The sequence below is a fragment of the Amycolatopsis sp. GA6-003 genome, assembly GCF_046267895.1.
Lineage (GTDB): Bacteria > Actinomycetota > Actinomycetes > Mycobacteriales > Pseudonocardiaceae > Amycolatopsis.
The window spans coordinates 7,101,858-7,120,702 of the sequence record NZ_CP176499.1 but is presented as its reverse complement, the minus strand read 5'-3'; the positions used below and the strand labels follow the sequence as shown (position 1 = coordinate 7,120,702).

Annotated in this window: 19 protein-coding genes; 12 read left to right on the top strand and 7 right to left on the bottom strand. The window is 71.3% G+C overall.

All coding sequences use genetic code 11. The annotated features are described in order from the left end of the window. The first annotated feature begins 14 nt into the window (after positions 1-14). The 5 genes from F9C12_RS32475 to F9C12_RS32455 all read left to right on the top strand — a co-directional run bounded on the left by F9C12_RS32475 (position 15) and on the right by F9C12_RS32455 (position 4,907). Positions 15-1,535 carry a PucR family transcriptional regulator gene (locus F9C12_RS32475; RefSeq protein ID WP_409462901.1) on the top strand — a complete coding sequence of 507 codons (1,521 nt, stop codon included), beginning with the start codon at positions 15-17 and terminating at the stop codon, positions 1,533-1,535. Between the two features lie 180 nt (positions 1,536-1,715). Further along, positions 1,716-2,015, top strand: a complete 300-nt coding sequence (locus F9C12_RS32470; protein WP_409185556.1) for a YciI family protein — start codon at positions 1,716-1,718, stop codon at positions 2,013-2,015. A 140-nt stretch (positions 2,016-2,155) separates the two neighbouring features. Then, positions 2,156-3,025 (top strand): dihydropteroate synthase, encoded by an 870-nt coding sequence (gene folP / locus F9C12_RS32465; protein WP_409185555.1) that lies wholly within the window; start codon positions 2,156-2,158, stop codon positions 3,023-3,025. Further along, positions 3,025-3,837 carry a dihydrofolate reductase family protein gene (locus tag F9C12_RS32460; RefSeq protein WP_409462900.1) on the top strand — a complete coding sequence of 271 codons (813 nt, stop codon included), beginning with the start codon at positions 3,025-3,027 and terminating at the stop codon, positions 3,835-3,837. Before folP ends, F9C12_RS32460 begins: the two co-directional genes overlap by 1 nt. 14 nt (positions 3,838-3,851) lie before the next feature. Then, positions 3,852-4,907: an amidohydrolase family protein gene (locus F9C12_RS32455; protein WP_409462899.1), complete on the top strand. Its 1,056-nt coding sequence runs from the start codon at positions 3,852-3,854 to the stop codon at positions 4,905-4,907. Between the two features lie 318 nt (positions 4,908-5,225). Here the strand turns inward: F9C12_RS32455 and F9C12_RS32450 are convergent, their stop codons facing one another. Further along, a complete protein-coding gene (locus F9C12_RS32450) occupies positions 5,226-5,981 on the bottom strand; it encodes a hypothetical protein (protein ID WP_409462898.1) in 756 nt (251 codons plus the stop codon). Between the two features lie 93 nt (positions 5,982-6,074). Here F9C12_RS32450 and F9C12_RS32445 point away from each other — a divergent pair, with 93 nt between their 5' ends. Then, positions 6,075-6,893: a LuxR C-terminal-related transcriptional regulator gene (locus F9C12_RS32445; RefSeq protein WP_409462897.1), complete on the top strand. Its 819-nt coding sequence runs from the start codon at positions 6,075-6,077 to the stop codon at positions 6,891-6,893. A 156-nt stretch (positions 6,894-7,049) separates the two neighbouring features. After that, positions 7,050-8,576 (top strand): AMP-binding protein, encoded by a 1,527-nt coding sequence (locus F9C12_RS32440; RefSeq protein WP_409462896.1) that lies wholly within the window; start codon positions 7,050-7,052, stop codon positions 8,574-8,576. Between the two features lie 90 nt (positions 8,577-8,666). Here F9C12_RS32440 and F9C12_RS32435 read toward each other — a convergent pair whose 3' ends face one another. The 5 genes from F9C12_RS32435 to F9C12_RS32415 form a co-directional block, all read right to left on the bottom strand. After that, a complete protein-coding gene (locus tag F9C12_RS32435; protein WP_409185550.1) occupies positions 8,667-9,212 on the bottom strand; it encodes a dihydrofolate reductase family protein in 546 nt (181 codons plus the stop codon). Positions 9,213-9,298: 86 nt separating this feature from the next. Next, the gene (locus F9C12_RS32430; RefSeq protein WP_409467112.1) at positions 9,299-10,336 is read right to left on the bottom strand and encodes an LLM class flavin-dependent oxidoreductase; all 1,038 of its coding nucleotides are present in this window, start codon (positions 10,334-10,336) and stop codon (positions 9,299-9,301) included. After that, positions 10,336-10,848 (bottom strand): SRPBCC family protein, encoded by a 513-nt coding sequence (locus F9C12_RS32425; protein ID WP_409462895.1) that lies wholly within the window; start codon positions 10,846-10,848, stop codon positions 10,336-10,338. The genes F9C12_RS32430 and F9C12_RS32425 overlap by 1 nt, the downstream gene beginning before the upstream one ends. A 96-nt stretch (positions 10,849-10,944) precedes the next feature. Further along, positions 10,945-11,448 (bottom strand): winged helix-turn-helix transcriptional regulator, encoded by a 504-nt coding sequence (locus tag F9C12_RS32420; protein ID WP_409185548.1) that lies wholly within the window; start codon positions 11,446-11,448, stop codon positions 10,945-10,947. A gap of 40 nt (positions 11,449-11,488) precedes the next feature. Further along, the gene (locus F9C12_RS32415; protein WP_409185547.1) at positions 11,489-11,878 is read right to left on the bottom strand and encodes a cupin domain-containing protein; all 390 of its coding nucleotides are present in this window, start codon (positions 11,876-11,878) and stop codon (positions 11,489-11,491) included. 51 nt (positions 11,879-11,929) lie between these two features. Between F9C12_RS32415 and F9C12_RS32410 the strand changes: the two genes are divergently transcribed. The 3 genes from F9C12_RS32410 (at position 11,930) to F9C12_RS32400 (ending at position 15,250) form a co-directional block, all read left to right on the top strand. After that, positions 11,930-12,895 carry a helix-turn-helix domain-containing protein gene (locus tag F9C12_RS32410; RefSeq protein ID WP_409462894.1) on the top strand — a complete coding sequence of 322 codons (966 nt, stop codon included), beginning with the start codon at positions 11,930-11,932 and terminating at the stop codon, positions 12,893-12,895. A gap of 218 nt (positions 12,896-13,113) precedes the next feature. After that, the gene (locus F9C12_RS32405; protein WP_409462893.1) at positions 13,114-14,283 is read left to right on the top strand and encodes a lytic murein transglycosylase; all 1,170 of its coding nucleotides are present in this window, start codon (positions 13,114-13,116) and stop codon (positions 14,281-14,283) included. 52 nt (positions 14,284-14,335) lie between these two features. After that, a complete protein-coding gene (locus tag F9C12_RS32400) occupies positions 14,336-15,250 on the top strand; it encodes an SDR family NAD(P)-dependent oxidoreductase (protein ID WP_409462892.1) in 915 nt (304 codons plus the stop codon). Between the two features lie 10 nt (positions 15,251-15,260). Here the strand turns inward: F9C12_RS32400 and F9C12_RS32395 are convergent, their stop codons facing one another. Then, positions 15,261-16,055: a TetR/AcrR family transcriptional regulator gene (locus tag F9C12_RS32395; protein ID WP_409185543.1), complete on the bottom strand. Its 795-nt coding sequence runs from the start codon at positions 16,053-16,055 to the stop codon at positions 15,261-15,263. A gap of 118 nt (positions 16,056-16,173) precedes the next feature. Here F9C12_RS32395 and F9C12_RS32390 point away from each other — a divergent pair, with 118 nt between their 5' ends. After that, a complete protein-coding gene (locus F9C12_RS32390; protein WP_409185542.1) occupies positions 16,174-16,587 on the top strand; it encodes a DUF1992 domain-containing protein in 414 nt (137 codons plus the stop codon). A gap of 1,018 nt (positions 16,588-17,605) precedes the next feature. Beyond that, complete coding sequence (locus tag F9C12_RS32385; RefSeq protein WP_409462891.1) at positions 17,606-18,736, top strand: metallophosphoesterase; 1,131 nt, start codon at positions 17,606-17,608, stop codon at positions 18,734-18,736. Positions 18,737-18,845 lie beyond the last annotated feature (109 nt).

Sequence of the window (18,845 nt, the reverse complement as noted above, 5' to 3'; positions counted from 1 at the left end):
GGAAGGAGGCGCGCATGCGGCTGGGTGCACTGCTCGACACCCCGGAGCTGGGGTTGCGGCTGCTGGCGGGCGAGAAGGCGCGCGACCGGGAGTTCGGCCGCGTCTTCCAGGCGACCCTGCAGGATCCGACGCGGTACCTCGACGGCGGCGAGATCGTGCTGTGCGGCCTGCGCTGGCTGCCCGGTCCGGCGGACGCGGACGCGTTCGTCGGCAAACTCGCCGCGGCGGGCGTGACCGCGCTCGGGGCGGGCACCGCCGAGGTCGGCGGCCCGGTGCCGGACTACCTCGTGGCCGCCTGCGAACGCGTCGGCCTGCCGTTGTTCGAGGTGCCGGTGTCGGTTTCGTTCGCGACCGTGGCCGAACGGGTGATCCTGGGCCTGGCCGCGGAACGCTCGGCTCCCGCCCGCGATTCGCACCGGCGGCTGGTGGCCGCGGTGACCTCCGGCCACGGACTGTCCGCGCTGGTCAAGGCCGGCGAGGAGGAGCTGGGCGCCGGCTGTGTCGTGCTGAGCGCGACCGGGCGGCAGCTGGCCGGCGGACCCGAACTGCCCGCCGCGCGCCGCACCGCGCTGGCCCGGAAGTTCCTGCGCGCCGAACGGCTGCCGTGCCAGGACGGCCCGGTCACGCTGCTCGGCGCGGCCGGCCGCTCCGGGCACCGGATCGCGAGCTGGTTCCTGGTGGTGGACGGCGATCCGGCGCAGTGGCCGTCCGCGCGCCGGGAGCTGGCGCTGGAACTCGCGGCGCTGGTCGGGCTCGAACGGTCCCGGGTCGACGAGGCCCGGCGGATCGAGAACCGGGCGGCCGAACCGCTGCTGCGGCTGGTGCTCTCCGACGACGCCGCGCCGGGCGAGCTGACGTCGCGGCTGGCCGCCGCCGGGTTCGCGCCGCAGGAACCGGTGACGACGCTGTCCGCCGAGGTCCGCGGCGGCGGGCCCGGGCTCGCGCAGGTGCTGGTGGAGGAACTGCTTTCGGCCACCGGACAGCCGATGCTGGTGGCGACCGTCGACGGCGAGACGTTCGGCCTCTTCTCCTCGCGCGACACCGAGGCGCTGCGGGAAGCGGTGCACACGATCGAGCCCGCGCTCGGGTCCGCGCGATTGACGCTCGGCCTCAGCCGGGCCGCGGACGCCGCCGGTCTCCGCGCCGGCGTGCAGGAGGCCCGGCACGCGCGCACCCTGGCCGCGCTGACCCCGGGCCGCGCGACGGTGCTGTCCGGCGACGAGGTGGCGTCGCATCTGCTGCTGCTCGCCGCCGTGCCGGAGGACTTGCGCCGGACATTCGGCGAAAAAGTACTGGGTCCGGTACTCGCGTACGACGCGGCACACGGTTCCGAATTGATAACGACGCTCAAGGCGTTCCTGGAACATTCGGGATCTTGGACGCGAACTTCGGCCACTCTGCACTTGCACGTGAACACTCTGCGATACCGGATCACCCGGATCGGTGAACTCACCGGACGCGATCCGAGCCGGTTCGCCGACCGCGTGGATCTTTATCTGGCCGGCTGCTTCACGCAGAACTGGGGGTGGTCTTGACCATCCGCCCGAAATGTCCTGCGGAAACGCCGGGCGGCAGCATTTTCCGTACCCGGCAACGGAAATCCGGGCAGTACGGTTATCCGTAAAGAGTTATTGGGAATACTTGACCATTCGATGAAGCTAGCCGGCACTCGGGAGGAGGATGCACCATCCGACCGAGCGTCCTACCCTGAGGCCATGTACATCGCATTGCTGTCCTACACAGCGCCTCGAAACGAAGTCGACTACGCGCTCGCGGAACACGCGGAGTGGCTGCGAAGCCAGTTCGCGCACGGATTGTTCCTCGTTTCCGGAAAAGGAAACGAGGACGCCGACCAGGTCATCATCACCCGCCCGTGCGCGCGCGGCAAGCTCGACGCCGTGCTCGCCACCGACCCGCTCGTGCTGCAACGGCTCGCGCGCTACCGCGTGATCGAATTCTCCGCCACCCGCACCGCCGACGAGTTCCTGACCGTCAACGAGGCGCTCGTCTCCTGATCGCACCGCTGTCCGCAGCTCGACCGAACGCCCGGACGCAGGTGGCCTCCGGACCTCTCCGCCCGCCACCTGCCGGACGTACTCCCGCCGCGAACTCGCCTATGATCACGCGAGATCTTCGTTCCGGCCCGGGAGACCGCATGCACACGCCCGACCTCGTGTTCCGAGGCCGTCGCCTCACCAGTGACCGCGCCCTGGTGATGGCCATCATCAACCGCACCCCCGACTCCTTCTACGACAACGGCGCGACTTTCGAAGAAGCACCCGCGCAGGCCGCCATCCGCCGCGCGCACGCCGAGGGAGCCGACCTGATCGACATCGGCGGCGTACCCGCGGGCAAGGGCCCCGAGGTCACCGCGGCCGAAGAGATCCGGCGGGTCGTGCCGACTGTCGAATGGGCCCGCGAGAACTTCCCCGAGCTGGTGATCAGCGTGGACACCTACCGCGCCGAGGTCGCCGACGCCGTCTGCCGCGCGGGCGCGGACCTGGTCAACGACAACTGGGCCGCGGTGGAGCCGGAAATCCTCGACGTCGCCGCCGAACACGGCGCGGGCTACATCTGCTCGCACACCAACGGTCTCGTGCCGCGCACCGAAGCGCTCCGACCGGTGTACGACGACGTGGTGGCCGCGGTGGTCGAAGGAACCACCGAGCTGGCCGAACGCGCGCTCGCCGCGGGCGTGCCGCGCGAGGGCATCATGATCGACCCCTGCATCGACTTCGGGAAGAACTCCTACCAGTCGCTCGAGCTGCTGCGGCACGTCGACGTGCTGGTCGCGACCGGCTGGCCGGTGCTGATGGCGCTGTCGAACAAGGACGTCATCGGCGAAACGCTGGACCTCCCGGTCGGCGAACGAGTGATCGGCACGCTGGCCGCCACGGCGGTCTCCGCGATGCACGGCGCGGCGATGTTCCGCGCGCACCAGGTCCGCGAGACGCGGCAGGTCGCGGAGATGGTGGCGAGCATCGTCGGCACCCGGCCGCCGGCGAACGTTGTACGGTCGGTCTGATGCGCGAGATCTTTCCCGGAAACTCAGACCGCACCGAGGCCGACGTCGAGCGGCTGTACAGCTATCCAGACGTGCCGAAGTGGCTCGCGGTGAACTTCGTGTCGAGCGCCGACGGCGGGATCACCATCGACGGCCGCTCCGGCGGGCTGTCGACGCCCGCGGACCGGATCGTCTACCGGCTGGGCAACGACCTCGCCGACGTCCTGCTGGTCGGCGCGGGCACCGCGCTGGCCGAGGGATTCGAGGGCCTGCGCCCGGACGAGAAGACCGCGGAACGGCGGCGCAGGCACGGGCTGGCCCCGATCGCGCCGATCGCCGTGGTCAGCACCGGCCGTTCGCTGCCGCCGGACGCCCCGGTGATCACCAAGGCGCTGGTGCCGACGATCGTCATCACCAGCGCGGCGACCGACCCGGAGCTGCGCGCCGCGTGGGCGTCGGCCGGGGCGGACGTCCTGATCGCCGGGACCGGCGACCCCACGTTGCACGAGGCCACCGGCGACCCGGCCCTGCACGCGGACCCGGACGACCAGCGCCCGCGCCCCCGGCACGGCGACGTCGACCTGCGGGCCGCGGTGGACGAACTGGCCCGGCGAGGCCTCCGCCGGATCGACTGCGAGGGCGGACCGCACTTGTTCGCGTCGCTGCTGGCCGCGGGCGTGGTGGACGAACTGCGCCTGACCGTCGCCCCGATGCTGATCGCCGGGGACGCACCCCGCGTCGCGATGGGCGCGGCCATCGACCCGCGGCAGCTCGAACTGCTTTCCGCGCTGGTGGACGACAACTCAGTACTCTTGCGGTATCGCGTCCACTGACCCGGGGAGGGATCGTGGCCAAGACCGCTCTGCGCAACGCGCGCGTCTTCGACGGGCGAGGGCTCACCGAGCCGCGCACCGTCGTGATCGACGGGGCAGTGCTCGGCACCGATCCGTCCGGGGCCAGGGAAATCGACGCGGCCGGGGCGACGCTGCTGCCCGGGTTCATCGACTCGCACGTGCACCTGACCGAGCCCGCGCAGCTGGCCTTGCTCGCCGAGTGGGGGATCACGACCGGCCTGGACATGGCGTGTTTCCCCGCTTCTCGGGTGGCCGCTCTGCGCTCGGCGGGCCCGGCGGATTTCCGCAGCGCCGGCACGCCCGCGATCGGGCCCGGCGGCATGCACGTCCGGATCCCGGGGATGCCCGCTTCCGCCGTCGTGACGTCCGCGGCGGAGGCGGTCCGGTTCGTCGAGGAGCGGGTCGCGGACGGGGTCGACTACGTCAAGGGCGTCGCGGAGGCTCCCGGCGACGGCGGGCCGCCCGCCGAGGCGTTGCGGGCGCTGGTCGACACGGCGCGGAAACGCGGTCTGGACACCGTTCTGCACGCGGCGACTCCCGGCGCGTACCACCTGGCGGTGGCGACCGGCGCGCGGTTCGTGACGCATGTGCCGGTGCTCGGCCGGATCGCCCCCGAGGACGTCGCGGCGATGAAAGCCGCCGGGCAGACGGCGATTCCGACGCTCACCATGATGGAGGCGGCGCTGCCCTATTTCGCTGGCGCTCCCGGGGATTTCGTGGCCAACGTGGCCGCCCTGCGCGCGGCCGGGGTGGAGATCCTCGCCGGCACCGACAGCAACGCCGACCCCGGCGCCCCGGCCGCCGTCCCGCACGGATCGAGCTTGCACCACGAGTTCAAACTGCTGGCCGAGGCCGGGCTGACCACGGTGGAGATCCTGCGTGCCGCCACGGTCGACCCGGCCCAGGCGTTCGGGCTGACCGACCGCGGCGAGATCCGGCCCGGGCTGCGGGCCGACCTGGTCTTGGTCGACGGCGATCCGGTGGCGGACCTGTCGGCGACGCGGGCGATTCGCGCGGTGTGGTGCGCGGGAACGGAAATCTCCCGGTAGCCGAGGGCTGCCCCGCCGCTCGCGCCGTGAGGGGAACCCTCCGGGAATCAGCTTGGGTTCTGGTGGTTGGTGCGACGCCTGAGTTGTGTCAGGGCTGCAGTGTTCGAGGCTGGCGGCGGAACGCCGCCGGTATTTTGATCGGCCGATCCGGGCGGGAGGGCCCCGGCGAACTGCGCCGCACAACTCAACCGCCGCCCCCGCAAGAACACTCGACTGGGACACCCCAGCCGAACGCCTCCCCCACATCAAATAACCACCCGCGTTGCAACCACCCCTCGAATGCCCTCAGGGTTCCCCTCACGAACCTTCGGCCCCGCCTCAAGACCGCTGGACGGCGTCGTCGGCTTCCTCGAAGGTCTTCTGCGCCCTGGCCAGTTCGTCGGCCGCCCGGGCGGCGCGGCGCTCCGCGTCGGCGAGCCGTTCCCGCAATTCGGTCACCCGGTCGTCGGCCTGCTCGGCCGTCCGTTCCGCGCGCTGCAGATTCCGTTCGGCCTCCGCCCGCGCCCGCACCGCCTGCCGCCGTTCCAGTGCGCGGACCCGGGCTTCCTCCTCGGCCTTCCGGTCCTTTTCGGACTGCCGGGTCTTCTTGGCGGGCGCGGGATTCGTCGGCAGCGAGAGCCAGCGGTCGGCGTCCTGGCGGGCCTTCGACGTCAGCCGCCCGGCCAGGGCCAGCCGGGCGAGGTCGGCGTCCGCGACGATCGCCTCCAGCGTCTCCTCCACCTCGCGCTCGACGGTATCGCTCAGGCCGGTCGCGTCCCGGATGATCCGCTGCACCAGCTCGGCCCGCTGGTGCGCCAGTTCGCGCAGCCGGGAGCCGTCGAGCTTCTCGTGCGCTTCGCGCAGTTTGTCGCCGAGCGAAGCCAGCTCGGCCAGCGGAGCGGACCCGTCGCGCGCCAGGCGGTTGACGTACGCCGCGGCCGCGGTCGGCTTGCGCAGCGCGCGGATCCGGCGCGCCAGCTCGACGTCGCCCGCTTCCTTCGCCGCGCGGGCGGCCGCGGTGCGCTCCGCGACGAAGTCGGCCGGTTCGCCCGCGTAGAGCCGGTCGGCGACGGTATCGAAATCCGAGGTTGCCACGTGTGCCACCGAACCACACGAGTAGTCCGAACGCGACGCAACGCGTAACGTGGACGTCCACCCCTCAAGGTCGAGTGAAGCGGGACGGTGCCCATGACGCCTCCGGGCCGGCTCGCGCTGACGGCCAGCCCCCTGGTCGCCGGCGCGCTCAAAGCACTGCAAATCGCCACTGAGCTGCCGGTGGCGATGGGCGGACCGGTCTCGACGGCTTCCCGTTCGCACGTGATCGACCAGCTGCGCGGCACCGACACCCGGTCGATGCAGCACCTGCGGGTGGACACCGGGGCCGGGCTCGGCGGCAAGGCGGTGGCGCTGGCGCGGCCGTCGACGGTGGTCGACTACCTGAGCGCGCAGGGCATCACGCACAAATACGACCACGCGGTGGCCCCCGAACGGCTGCGCGCGATGGTCGCGCTGCCGGTGCGCGTCGGCGAGACCACGCGCGCGGTGCTGTACGCGGCGTCCCGGGATTCGATCACGTTCGGCGACCGGCTGCTGCACGCGGCGACCGCGGTGGCGACGCGGCTGGGACGCGACATCGAGGTCGAAGAGGAAGTACAGCGCCGGCTGGCCGCGCCGGCGGTCGTCCCCGCCGCCGAACGCGGCGACCTGCACGCCGAACTGACCGCCATCGCCGGTTCGATCAGCGACGAGAGCGCCCGGCAACGGCTGCTGGCCGTGTGCGAGCGGCTGCGTCCGGAGCTGGACCTGCCGGGCGTCGCGCTGACCCCGCGCGAGGTCGACGTGCTGCGGCTGGTCAGCGAGGGCTGCACGAACGACGAGATCTCCGACCGGCTCGGCCTGCTGCCGAACACCGTGAAGTCGTATCTGAAGCATGCGATGCGGAAGCTCGCGGTGTCCAACCGGATACAGGCGGTGAACCGGGCTCGGGCCGCCGGGCTGCTGCGGTAGGACCTGGCGACGGCCGATGCGGAGAAGTCCCGCCGCGGCGAGCCAGCGCCCAGCCCGCCGGGGAGACACCCTCCATGTGGGGTGGCTGGATGTGGTCCGCCGAGCGAAAATCACCCGCGCGGGCAGTGCGGCCCGCTGACGCGAAGGGATCGGCACGTGTTCTATGACCTCAGTGTCCGCGATTTCCTCGACCGCGCCGAAACGGTGTATCCGGACCGGATCGCGGTGGTGGACGAGCCCGCCCAGCCCGCGCAGTCCTGGGGCGAGGTGACCTACCGCGAACTCGCCCGCCGCGCCCGCGCGCAGGCGGCGAATCTCGACGCACTCGGCGTTCCCGCCGGCGGCCGGGTCGCGATCGTCTCGCACAACTCCGCGCGGCTGCTGACGTCGTTCTTCGGCGTTTCCGCCTGGGGCCGCATCCTGGTGCCGGTGAACTTCCGCCTCGCGCCCGCCGAGGTGCGCTACATCGTCGAGCATTCCGGCGCCGAGGTCCTGCTGATCGATCCCGAGCTGAAACCGTTGCTGGACAGCGTGACCGCGAAGCACGTGTTCGTCCTCGGCGAGGACGACGACAAGATCTGGGGCGGCGACGGCGAACCGCGGCCGTGGTCCGCCGACGAATCCGCGACCGCCACGATCAACTACACCTCCGGCACCACCGCGCGGCCGAAGGGCGTGCAGCTCACCCACCGCAATTTGTGGCTCAACGCCACCACTTTCGGCCTGCACACCACGCTCAGCGACAACGACGTCCTGCTCCACACGCTGCCGATGTTCCACGCGAACGGCTGGGGCATGCCGTACGCGGTCACCGGTCTCGGCGGACGGCACATCGTGCTGCGCAAAGTGGACGGCACCGAGATCCTGCGCCGCGTGCAAGAACACGGCGTGACGATCATGTGCGCGGCCCCCGCCGTGGTCACCGCCGCGCTGGACGGCGCCGCCGCCTGGGACGGCGAAATCCCCGGCCGCGACCGGGTCCGCATCGTGGTGGCCGGCGCGCCGCCGCCGACCCGCACCATCGAACGCGTGCGCGCGGAACTCGGCTGGGAGTTCATCCAGATCTACGGCCTGACCGAGACCTCGCCGCTGGTCACGGTCAACCGCTTCCGCAGCGAATGGGCCGGCCTCGACCCGCACGAGCAGGCGAAACTCCTCGGCCGCGCCGGCGCTCCCGCGCTGGGCGTCCGGGTCGCGATCGACGCGGACGGCGAGGTCCTCACCCAGAGCAACCACAACCTCGACGGCTACTGGGAAAACCCGGAGGAGACCGCGCGGGTCCAGGAAGGCAACTGGTTCCACACCGGCGACGGCGGCACCTTCGCCGACGGCTACCTGACCATCGCCGACCGCAAGAAGGACGTCATCATCACCGGCGGCGAGAACGTGTCGTCGATCGAGGTGGAGGACGCGCTGAACTCGCATCCGGCCGTCCGGGAAGCCGCGGTCATCGGCATCCCGGACGAGAAATGGGGCGAGCTGGTCACGGCGCTGGTGGTGACGGACGGGACCGAGGTGACAGCGGACGACCTGATCACGCACTGCCGCCAGCACCTGGCCGGGTACAAATGCCCGAAGCGGGTGGAATTCCTCGCCGAACTGCCGCGGACGGCTACCGGGAAGATCCAGAAGTTCAAGCTGCGCCAGCCGTTCTGGGAGGGGCAGGAACGGCAGGTTAACTGAGCTTGAGGTCCGGGCGGGGAACCCCGAGGGACTCAGCGTCCCGGAGGGTTCCCCTCGCGAACCGCTGCGAAAGCCGGGGTTCGCAGCGGCCTAGTCGTCCGAAGGCTGATACACCAGCCGCAGCACCCCGTTGCGGAACGCCGTGGTCTCCGCCAGCCGGAAGTCCAGCTGCGGCCCGTCCGCCGGGAACAACCGCCGTCCCTTCCCGACGACCACCGGGTACTGCAGCAGGGTCAGCTCGTCCACCAGCCCGTGCGACAGGAGCCACCGCACCAGCGTCGTGCTCCCGCTGGTCATGATGTCGCCGCCCGCGCCGGATTTCAGGTCCGCGATCGCCTCGCCCAAGTCGCCGCGCAGCAGGGTCGTGTTGTGCCAGTCCGCCGCGGTCAGGGTGGTGGACGCGACGTACTTCGGCACGCTGTTCATGAATTCCGCGCCCGGGTCGTCCGTGCGGCCGGGCCAGGCCTCGGCGAACCCCTCGTAGGTCACGCGGCCCAGCAACATCGCGTCGGCGTCCGCCATGCCGTCGCCCACCGCGTGTTCCAGCTCGTCGTTCCAGTACGAGAGCGACCACTGGTCCGGTGCCTCGACCACGCCGTCAAGCGAAACGAACAACGTGGACACGATCTTGCGCATCGAGCGACTCCTTGCGGTTCGGGATCGCCGACACTATGGCGCAGCCGGACCCGCCGACGCAGCCGGTTGGCCCAATACTCGGTCTCTCAGGGCACTTCCGTGACCAACTCGAGTGCCCGGCCGAGCGCGGCCAGCCGCTTGTCCAGGGTGTCGCCCGCCGGATACAGCCGGACCGTGTCGACCCCGGCGGCGCGCCACACTTTCAGCCGCGCGCGGACCATGTCCTCGGTGCCGATCAGCGTCGTGGCGAGCACCATCTCGTCGGTCACCAGCCCGGCCGCGCCGTCGCGATCGCCGGACTGCCAGCGTTCCCGCACCTGCCCGGCGACCTCGGCCCAGCCTTGCCTGCTGTAGGCGTCGTGGTAGAAGTTCGTGCTCGCCGAACCCATCCCGCCCAGCGAAAACGCCAGTTCCTTCTTGCGCCCGGCGATCATGGTGCGCAGTTCGTCCTCATCGGACGCGAACGCGACCTCCGCGCCTTGGCACACCACGAGATCGGCGCGGCTGCGACCGGCTTTCGCGAGCCCGGCGTCGAGGTGGCGGAAGTAGGCTTCAGCCCCTTCCGGGACGAAGCTCGTGCCCAGCCAGCCGTCGGCGAGTTCGCCGGTGAGTTCCAGCATGCGCGGCGACAGCGTGGCCAGGTAGATCGGGATGTCCTCGTTCGGCGTCGCCGACAGCCGCATCGGACGGGATTCGCCGGGCAACGGAATCTGAAAAGCCTTGCCAGCAAAGGAAATCTTCTCGCCGGCGAACGCGCTGCGGATGATCTGCACCGTCTCGCGCATCCGCGTCAGCGGCCGCGCGAACGGCACCCCGTGCAGCCCCTCGATCACCTGCGGACCGGACGGTCCGAGTCCCAGCGAGAACCGTCCGCCGGACATCTCGGCGAGGGTGAGCGCGGCCTGCGCGGCCGCGACCGGCGTGCGCACGCCGAGCTGCATGATCCCGGAGCCGAGCCGGATCCGGTTCGTGCGCGCGGCGAGATAGCCGAGCACCGAAGGCCCGTCCGACCCCCACGCCTCGGCCACCCAGCATTCGCCGAGGCCCAGTTTTTCCGCCTCCAGCACGAAATCCCGGGTTTCCGGCCAGCCGGACGACGCCTCGACGGTGGTGGCCGTGCGCATCATCCGGCGGTCTCCACGCGCTCCTTGATCGCGCCGAGCGTGGCGGCCATCGCGGCCTCGAACTCGGTCAGCCGGACGTGCACGATCTTCTGTTCCTTCTCCGGCATCCGCGCGATCACCTCGGTCACCCCGGACGGCCCCGGCCCCATCTGCGCCCACTGCGTGAGCCGCGTGCCGCCGTTCTCCGGGGCGAGGGTGAACCGCCAGACCGCGGTCGGATTGGCCGGATCGCCGACCGCCCAGGCGAAGACGCGCGGTTCCTCGCACTCGACGATGCAGGAGGTGGTTTCCCAGTCGCCGCGCATCTTGTGGTGATTGCGCCCGACGAAAGACCGGCCGAGCGCCGGCGCCGAACCCTCGTCGCACCACCGGACCGACTGCAGTTCACCGCTCAGCTCCGGCATGAGCGCGACGTCGGAGGCGAACCGCCAGACCTGCTCGGGCGAGCCGTCGATCCACTCGTCCACCTGCACGGTCGGGGCGTCCGCGTACCGCGCGCCGGTCCACTCCATCGTGAGTCCTCCTCCATTGGCGTCTCGACCAGCATAGTTGCGTAACTAGACTGACGCTGTCAATCGCCACCGGCCGCCCGGAAGCCGGGAGGACAGCTACTCCTGCGGAGCGAACCGCGCCTGGACGTCCGGCCGCTGCGCGAGCCGCTCCGGAAAGCCCGGCCCGCGCCGCATCCGGGTGTCGTCCGCGGACAACGGCTCGCCGCAGTCCGCGCACACGACGGCCGCGGTCGTGTCGTGCCCGCAGGCGTCGTGGTGCAGCACGATCGGCGGGCCCGCCTCGGTGGCCAGCCACCGGTCGCCCCAGGCCGTCATCGCGGCCAGCACACCCCAGAAATCGCGCCCCTTCTCGGTGAGCACATAGTCGTAGCGCACCGGTTCGGCCTGGTAGGCGCGCTTTTCCAGCAGCCCCTCGTCGACCAGCCTGCGCAGCCGGTCGGCGAGGGTGTTGCGCGCGATGCCGAGCGCCTGCTGGAACTCGTCGAAGCGGCGGACGCCGTAGAAGGCGTCCCGCAGCACCAGCGGCGTCCACCAGTCCCCGAGCAGGTCCATGGTCCGGGCGATCGAGCACGGCCACTGCGCGAAGGAAGTGCGTTTCATGACGGCGAGGATACGCCGTCCCACAGTGCAACCCAGCAGGTCAGACGCGATGCCCGACGGTCACGTCGACAAGGTCGGGCACTTCTTCGTGCTCGTCGCCGACAGAAAGCGTGCCGGTCGGCTCCACGAGCAGCACCACCGCGCCCTCCTTCGAGGACGGCTTGTGGAACGTGCCGCGCGGGACCACGAACCCCTGCTCGCGGGTCAGCGTCACGGTCCGTTCGCCGTCGGCTTCGCGCAGGCCGAGTTCGATGCTGCCGTCGAGGACGAGGAAGAACTCGTCGGTGTTGTCGTGCTTGTGCCACACGTGTTCGCCGAGGAATCGCGCGAGGCGGATGTCGTAGTCGTTGACGTTCGCGACGATCCGCGGGCTCCACGGAGCGTCGAAACCGGCGAGCACGGCCCGCAGGTCGAGGGGCTGAGTTGGCATAGGTCGATCTTGAGCCTGGTCTCGCGCGACCGGGAGTGCTAGGAATCGCATATGTCGAAAGGATCCTCGCATCGCGTCGTGATGATCGTCGGCGACGGCTCGAACCCGTTCGAGATGGGGGTCGCGACGGAGCTGTTCGGCCTGCGCCGGCCGGAACTGCGGCGGCCGTGGTACGACTTCGCGCTCGCTGCCCCCGGCGGGCAAGCCCGGATGCACCTCGGCTTCTTCACCCTCGCCGACGTCGCCGGCCTCGACGCGGTGGACAGCGCGGACACGGTGATCGTCCCCAACCGGCCGGATCCGCACACTCCCGCCGACCCGGAAATCCTCGCCGCGATCCAGCGCGCGGACGCCCGCGGCGCGCGGTTGATGAGCTTCTGCACCGGCGCGTTCACCCTGGCCGAGGCGGGCGTGCTGGCCAATCGCCGGGCCACCACGCACTGGCGATGGGCCGAGGCGTTCACCGCGAGTTATCCGGAGGTTCGGCTGGAGCCGGACGTGCTGTTCGTCGAGGACGGCACAGTTTTCACCGCCGCCGGAAGCGCGGCCGCGCTCGATTTGTCGCTGCACGTGATCCAACGCGACCACGGCGCGGAAATCGCCAACGCGGTCAGCCGCCGCCTCGTTTTCACCGGACATCGCGAAGGCGGCCAGCAGCAGTTCGTGGAACGCCCGATGCCGGAGATTCCCGACGCTTCGCTCGCACCGGTACTGGAATGGGCCCGCCAGCGTCTTGACCAGCCGCTCACGGTCACCGACCTCGCCGCCCGCGCGTCGACCAGCGCCGCCACCCTGCACCGCCGGTTCCGCGCGGAACTCGGCACGACGCCGCTCGCCTGGCTCACCGCCGAGCGCGTGACGCTGGCCCGCAGGCTCATCGAACGCGGCGAAGCTGGTCTGGACCGCATCGCCGCCCGCAGCGGGCTCGGCACCGGCGCGAATCTCCGGCTGCAGCTGCGCAGGCACACCGGCCTGTCGCCGTCCGAATACCGCAAACGATTCGGCCCGGCGGCGTAATTCGGCTCGGGGTCCACTGTGGACCCGACGAAGGGATTGCTCCATTCGGCCTAATCGGCGAAGTTCCGGTTAAGCCCCGATGACCGGAACCCGCCAAAGGTTTTATGCCAGACGAACGAAAGTTGGCCGGAACGGACAGAATTCCGCCGAGCCCTCACCGGATCGCGGACGGATCCGCTAGCTTGGCCGCAGACGGCAGAACGAACGGGGAGACGAGCATGGCCAGACGCCGCCCGCAGGGACGGAACGCCCGGAGCCGGGCTTTCGCCGCCCTCGCCGGAGGCGCGCTCGTGGTGCTGCCGACGGTGACGTCGTCCGGCATCCCGGTGGCGTTGCGCGCCGCTGAGCCGCCGTCGGCCGCCCAGGCCGCGCCCAGCGTCCCCGGGCTGCCCCCGGGCATCACGCTCCCGCCGATCGGCGTGGACGGCAGCCTCCCGCAGCCGCCGGTCCCGCAGGCGCTCGGCGTCCCCGGCTACCCGAACGGCCCCGGTTCGGCGACCACCGCCGGTCCGCTGGGCATCCCGGACAGCATGCTGCGCGCCTACCGCAACGCCGCCGACATCATGGCCCGCGAACAGCCCGGCTGCCACGTCGACTGGGCGCTGATCGCGGCCATCGGGCGGGTCGAGTCGAACCACGCGCGCGGCGGCTACGTCGACGCCCGCGGCAACACCCTCGAACGCATTCTCGGCCCGGTCCTCGACGGTTCCGGCGCCTTCGCCGCGATCCGCGACACCGACCACGGCCGCTACGACGGCGACCCGGTGTGGGACCGCGCGGTCGGCGCGACCCAGTTCATCCCGTCGACCTGGGCGTCCTACGCCTCCGACGGCAACGGCGACGGCGTCTCCGACCCGAACAACGTCTACGACGAGACCCTCGCCACCGCGCGCTACCTGTGCTCGGGAGGTCTGGACCTCTCCAGCGACGCCAACCAGCGCCTCGCGGTGCGCCGGTACAACAACTCGCAGTCCTATGTGGACACCGTGATGGCCTACGCGTACGGCTACCGCAACGGCGTCTCGAAGCTGCCGGACAGCCAGGTCCCGATCGGGGCCCCGCCCGGCCCGGGCGCGGTCGAAGCCGCCGCGGGCAGCCCGGCGGGCGACGTCGCCCCGCCCCCGCCGCCGGTCGCCCCGCCCCCGCCGAGCCAGCAGCCCGGCACCCCGACGCAGCTTCCCGGCAGCAGCACCGCGCCGAGCAGCAGCTCCTCCCCGAAGCCGACCAGCACCACGCCGACCACCCCGTCGACGCCTTCCACGCCGACGAGCACCAGCCCCACCCCGACGACGAGCACGCCCCCGTCGTCCAGCTCCGCCCCGGCGAACCCGACCACCTCCAGCACCACGACTTCCAGCACCACCACCGGGGCCGCGCCGACGCACTGACCGCCGCGTTCGTATAGTCCGAACCGACAGCGGACTAGGCGGGGGAGCGATCATGGCGTGGAATCCGCGACACCTGCCTGACCTCACCGGCCGGTGCTACGCGGTGACTGGCGGAAACGCCGGAATCGGCTACTTCGTCACCGAGCAACTCGCCGCCGCCGGAGCCCACGTCGCACTGCTGGGCCGCGATCCGTCCCGGCTGCGCGCGGCGGTCGAGATGGTGCGCACGCACGTCGGTTCGGCTTCGCTGAGCACGATCCCGCTGGACCTCGCCGACCTGGACTCGGTCCCGGCGGCCGTCGAGGCGCTGGGACGGCTGGACCGCGTGGACGCGTTGATCGAAAACGCGGGCATCACCGGGCCGGGCCCCGTGCGCCGAACCACGAAACAGGGCTTGGAGCTGGCGGTCGGCACCAACCACTTCGGCCACTTCGCTCTCACCGCGCTGGCGATGCCGGTACTGACCGCCTCGGCCGCGCGCGTGGTGTTGGCGGGCAGCCTGATCACCCGGATGTACCCGTACGACCTCGACGATCTGCAGAGTTCGCGCAAGTATTCGGACTTTCGCGCGTATGCGCTGTCGAAGCACGCCGTGCAATCGTTCGCGATGGAACTGGACCGACGCCTGCGCGCAGCGGGCTCCCCGGTGCAGGCGATCCTCGCGCATCCGGGGTTCAGTCTCGAACGCACCAGCCCCGCGCGGCCGGGAATCACCCAGCCGGTGCCGATAATGCGGCTGCTCGCGCCCGGCACCCAGGGCAAGGACCACGGCGCGTGGCCCACGGTCCGTGCCGCCGTCGATCCCGCCGCGACCGGCGGTTCCTGCTACGGCCCGGCCTTCGGCTCGGTGGGCCGCCCCCGGCCGGGCACGGTGCCGGGCGCTTCCCGGGATCCTTCCCGGGGCCGTCGATTGTGGACGCTTTCCGAGGAAGCCACCGGAATCGAGTTCTCCCTCGGGAATTCCTGACCGCCGGACCCTACTGACCGATCCGGGCCGCGATCCCGTCGAGAAGCCGGTCCAAGCCGAACTCCGACGCGTCCGACGCCTGCTCCGCGGAAGGCTTTTCGAAACCGCCGGCAAGCCAGGTCCGGTTTATCGCCGGATGTGATTCGACGTCGAAATACGTGTACCAGAACGAAGAACGCTGCCCCCACCAAGCGTCGTTGGACTGTCCGGTCGTCCGTTCCAAGTGGACACTCTCCGCCTCGGCCGCCGCGTTCGCGTCCACATAGCCCGCGACCGCGTTGGCCGCCGCGGCGACCTCGCGCGCGGGCAGACCGAGACTCTCCATAATGGACAGAAGGTATTCCTGCCCGGCCAGCTGCCCCGGACCGAGCGCGGGCCGGACCCGGGACCTCTCGCGCAGCCACGGATGCCTGCGGTAAATGTCGCGTGTCCGGTCGGCGTAAATCCGCACCTGCGCACGCCAGTCCTCCGGACGCGGCTCGCCGGGTCCGGGAAGATTCCGTTCGAGGAGAACGGTGTCGACCATGAGGTCGATCAGCTCGGTTTTGCCGGGAACGTAGGTATAGAGCGTCATCGTGCCCGCGCCGAGTTCCTTCGCGACGCGGTGCATCGACGTCGCGACAAGTCCTTCGGCGTCGGCCACCGCGATGGCGGCCACGATGATCCGTTCGATCGTGAGCGTCGGCCGCCTGCCCCGGGCGGAGGGTTCCGGGGCTCCCGCGCAGTCGCGCCACAGCAGCGCGAGCGTGCGCTCGACCTCCTCGCGCGCGGCCTCGGGACCGTCGCCCTCGTGCTCGACGATCATCGTGTCCCCTCCCGGCCGCGTACCGTCAGCGTGGGATCTTACCTGCCGTTTCAGGACCTTCGTCCCCTCCGCGCGGGCTGATCGGCCGCTACGCTGGGCAGTGAGGGAGGTGGTTCCGGTGACGGAACGCAAACCACCGGGCGTGTCGTTCGGCACCTGGATCGACCGGCAAATCGCCTTCGCCGAAGCCCGCGGAGACTTCGAAGACCTTCCCGGAGCGGGAAAACCGCTGCCGCCCCCGACCGGCCGCGACGCCGCGACCGACTGGGCGCTCCGCCGCGCCCGGGAAGGCGACCTGGACGCGACCGCGTTCCTGCCGCCGTCGCTCGCCCTGCCGCGGGAAATCCAGGACCTGCCGGGGAAACTGGCGAAAGTCCGTTCGGAGGCGAAGGTGCGGGAGATCGTCGAGGACCTGAACGCCCGCATCCGCAAGGCACACGCACTTCCCCAGGACGGCCCGGTGCTGCGCGCCCGGCCGCTGGACGTGGAGGAAACGGTGGCCAGCTGGCGAGCGGGGCGGGGAGAGTCCTGAGCCAGGCGAGCTGATCCCGGGCTGCCCCGGCTCTGCTGCATCGGAACAGCCACGCGCGGCTCGGGCCGCCGTTGGCTTCCTCGCGGCCGCCTCGCCGAACCTGGCCGCGCCGCCCACTGCCGTCCCTTCACGCGCCAATCGCGCAGCCCCGGACAGCTCCGTTCCGCCGACCGCCGCTGGGATCCTCGCGCCCACGCCGAACCCGACCCGCCACCTGCTTGCGGAACCCCGCCCTCGCAGTGCCAGCCCCACCGCCCCCGGACCCAGCTCCGATCAACCGACCCCGCCGACATCCTCGCGCCCACACCGAACCCGACCCGCCGCCCGCTCGCGATACTCCGCCCTCCCCACGGCCAACTCCGTTGCCCCGGACACAGCTCCGCTTAACCGGCCGCCACCAGGACCCTCTCGCCCACCATCGAACCGACCCGCCACCTTCTTGCGAAACTCCGCCCTCCCCCACGGCCAACCCCACCGCCCCGGACGCAACTCCGCTCCACCGGCCGCCTCCGGAACCCTCTCGCCCACCACCGAAACCGACCCGCCGCCCGCTCGCGAAACTCCGCCCACCGCTCTCCCTCACGGGCCGACCCCGCAGCCCCGGACCCAGCTCCGCTCCACCGACCGGCGCTGGCATCGTCGCGCCCACCACCGAAACCGACCACGTCACCCACTCGCAGGGCCCTCCCCCTCACGGGCCAACCCCCGCCGCCCGCTCCACCGATCGCCGCCAGCACCTCACGCCCCCCACCAAACCCGACCGCGTCACCCACACGCGGAACTCCGCCCGACCGCCCCGCCCACAACCGTCCCCGCACGCCCCAACCCGACCGCCCCGAATGCAGCTCCGCTCACCCCAGCCGCCGGGAACCTCCCGCCCCACCCGTGCCGAATACCGCTCCACCCCCGCTGAAACTTCTCCCACCATCCCGACGCGACCACACCACCCCTCCACGCTCCGGCCCCACTCCCCGGCTACGGCTACGCTGGGTAGCACCTGGGCGAAGGGAAGAGAACCGTGGTCGGAGTTCGTCGGGCTGCCTTCGTGGTCGCCGCGGTGCTCTTGTTGTTCGGCGAGCCGTGGTCGGTGCTCGTGGTGCTGCCGGGCTGGCCGGTCGCCGTCACCGTCGTGGGCACGGTCGTTTTCGCCGGTGCCGCGCTGAGTTTTCCGGTGCTCATGGCGCTCGGGCACGGTCCGAAACAGAGCGATGCCGCCGCACGGGTCGGGGACGTCACGCTCGGCGTCGTCTGGGTGCTGTTCACCTGGAGCGTCCTCACGCAGCTGCTGCGGCTGGTCCTGCTGGTGTCCGGAGTGGACGATCCCGCGCGGCCACGGATCGTAGCCGCGGTCACGCTCGCGGTCTCGGCGGTGCTGCTCGTCAGCGGGAACCGGATCGCGATGCGGGTGCCGCCGGTGAAGCCGGTCGACGTCGTGCTGCCGAAGCTCGGTCCCGGGCTCGACGGGTTGCGCGTCGCGGTCGTCACCGACACCCACTACGGCCCGCTCGATCGCACCCGCTGGTCCGAGCGGCTGGTCGCGGAACTGAACCGGCTGCGGCCCGACGTCGTCTGCCACGCCGGGGACCTCGCCGACGGGCCGGTCGCCAAGCGGCGCAAGCAGGTCGACCCGCTCGGCGGCGTGCAGGCCCCGCTCGGCCGGTTCTACATCACCGGCAACCACGAGTACTTCGGCGAGGCCCAGGCGTGGCTGGACCACATGGCGAGCCTCGGCTGGGACACCCTGCACAACCGCTCGACCCTCCTCGAACGCGACGGCGCCCGCGTGCTCTTCGCCGGCATCGACGACCCGACCGGCGCCGCCTCCGGACTGCCTGGACACGGTCCCGACCTGGCCGCCGCACTCGACGGCTCCGATCCGGACGTCCCCGTCGTCCTGCTCGCCCACCAGCCGAAACAGGTCGCTCAGGCCCGCGAGGAAAACGTCGACCTGCAGATCTCCGGCCACACCCACGGCGGCCAGATCTGGCCGTTCCACCTCCTCGTCCGCCTCGACCAGCCGACCCTCTCCGGCCTCACCCGGCACGGCCCGACCCAGCTGTACACCAGCCGAGGCTCCGGCTTCTGGGGCCCGCCGTTCCGGGTCTTCGCCCCCAACGAGATCGCCCTGCTGACCCTGCGCAGCGCCTGAACCCCCAGCCTCCCGCCCGCGGCCCACCGCCAGTCCCACCGAATAATTTTTTTGTCTTGACAACTCCACTCGTCGGATGCGAAGGTTCTCCCAACGGCACCACCCCTTC

Excerpts from the sequence above, each read along its gene's own strand:
- F9C12_RS32400 (WP_409462892.1), top strand. The coding sequence starts at position 14,336 with ATGGCGTGGAATCCGCGACACCTGCCTGACCTCACCGGCCGGTGCTAC.
- F9C12_RS32425 (WP_409462895.1), bottom strand. The coding sequence starts at position 10,848 with ATGGAGTGGACCGGCGCGCGGTACGCGGACGCCCCGACCGTGCAGGTG.
- F9C12_RS32405 (WP_409462893.1), top strand. The coding sequence starts at position 13,114 with ATGGCCAGACGCCGCCCGCAGGGACGGAACGCCCGGAGCCGGGCTTTC.
- F9C12_RS32410 (WP_409462894.1), top strand. The coding sequence starts at position 11,930 with ATGTCGAAAGGATCCTCGCATCGCGTCGTGATGATCGTCGGCGACGGC.
- F9C12_RS32470 (WP_409185556.1), top strand. The coding sequence starts at position 1,716 with ATGTACATCGCATTGCTGTCCTACACAGCGCCTCGAAACGAAGTCGAC.
- folP (WP_409185555.1), top strand. The coding sequence starts at position 2,156 with ATGCACACGCCCGACCTCGTGTTCCGAGGCCGTCGCCTCACCAGTGAC.
- F9C12_RS32435 (WP_409185550.1), bottom strand. The coding sequence starts at position 9,212 with ATGCGCAAGATCGTGTCCACGTTGTTCGTTTCGCTTGACGGCGTGGTC.
- F9C12_RS32445 (WP_409462897.1), top strand. The coding sequence starts at position 6,075 with ATGACGCCTCCGGGCCGGCTCGCGCTGACGGCCAGCCCCCTGGTCGCC.
- F9C12_RS32460 (WP_409462900.1), top strand. The coding sequence starts at position 3,025 with ATGCGCGAGATCTTTCCCGGAAACTCAGACCGCACCGAGGCCGACGTC.
- F9C12_RS32415 (WP_409185547.1), bottom strand. The coding sequence starts at position 11,878 with ATGCCAACTCAGCCCCTCGACCTGCGGGCCGTGCTCGCCGGTTTCGAC.
- F9C12_RS32395 (WP_409185543.1), bottom strand. The coding sequence starts at position 16,055 with ATGATCGTCGAGCACGAGGGCGACGGTCCCGAGGCCGCGCGCGAGGAG.
- F9C12_RS32420 (WP_409185548.1), bottom strand. The coding sequence starts at position 11,448 with ATGAAACGCACTTCCTTCGCGCAGTGGCCGTGCTCGATCGCCCGGACC.
- F9C12_RS32430 (WP_409467112.1), bottom strand. The coding sequence starts at position 10,336 with ATGCGCACGGCCACCACCGTCGAGGCGTCGTCCGGCTGGCCGGAAACC.
- F9C12_RS32475 (WP_409462901.1), top strand. The coding sequence starts at position 15 with ATGCGGCTGGGTGCACTGCTCGACACCCCGGAGCTGGGGTTGCGGCTG.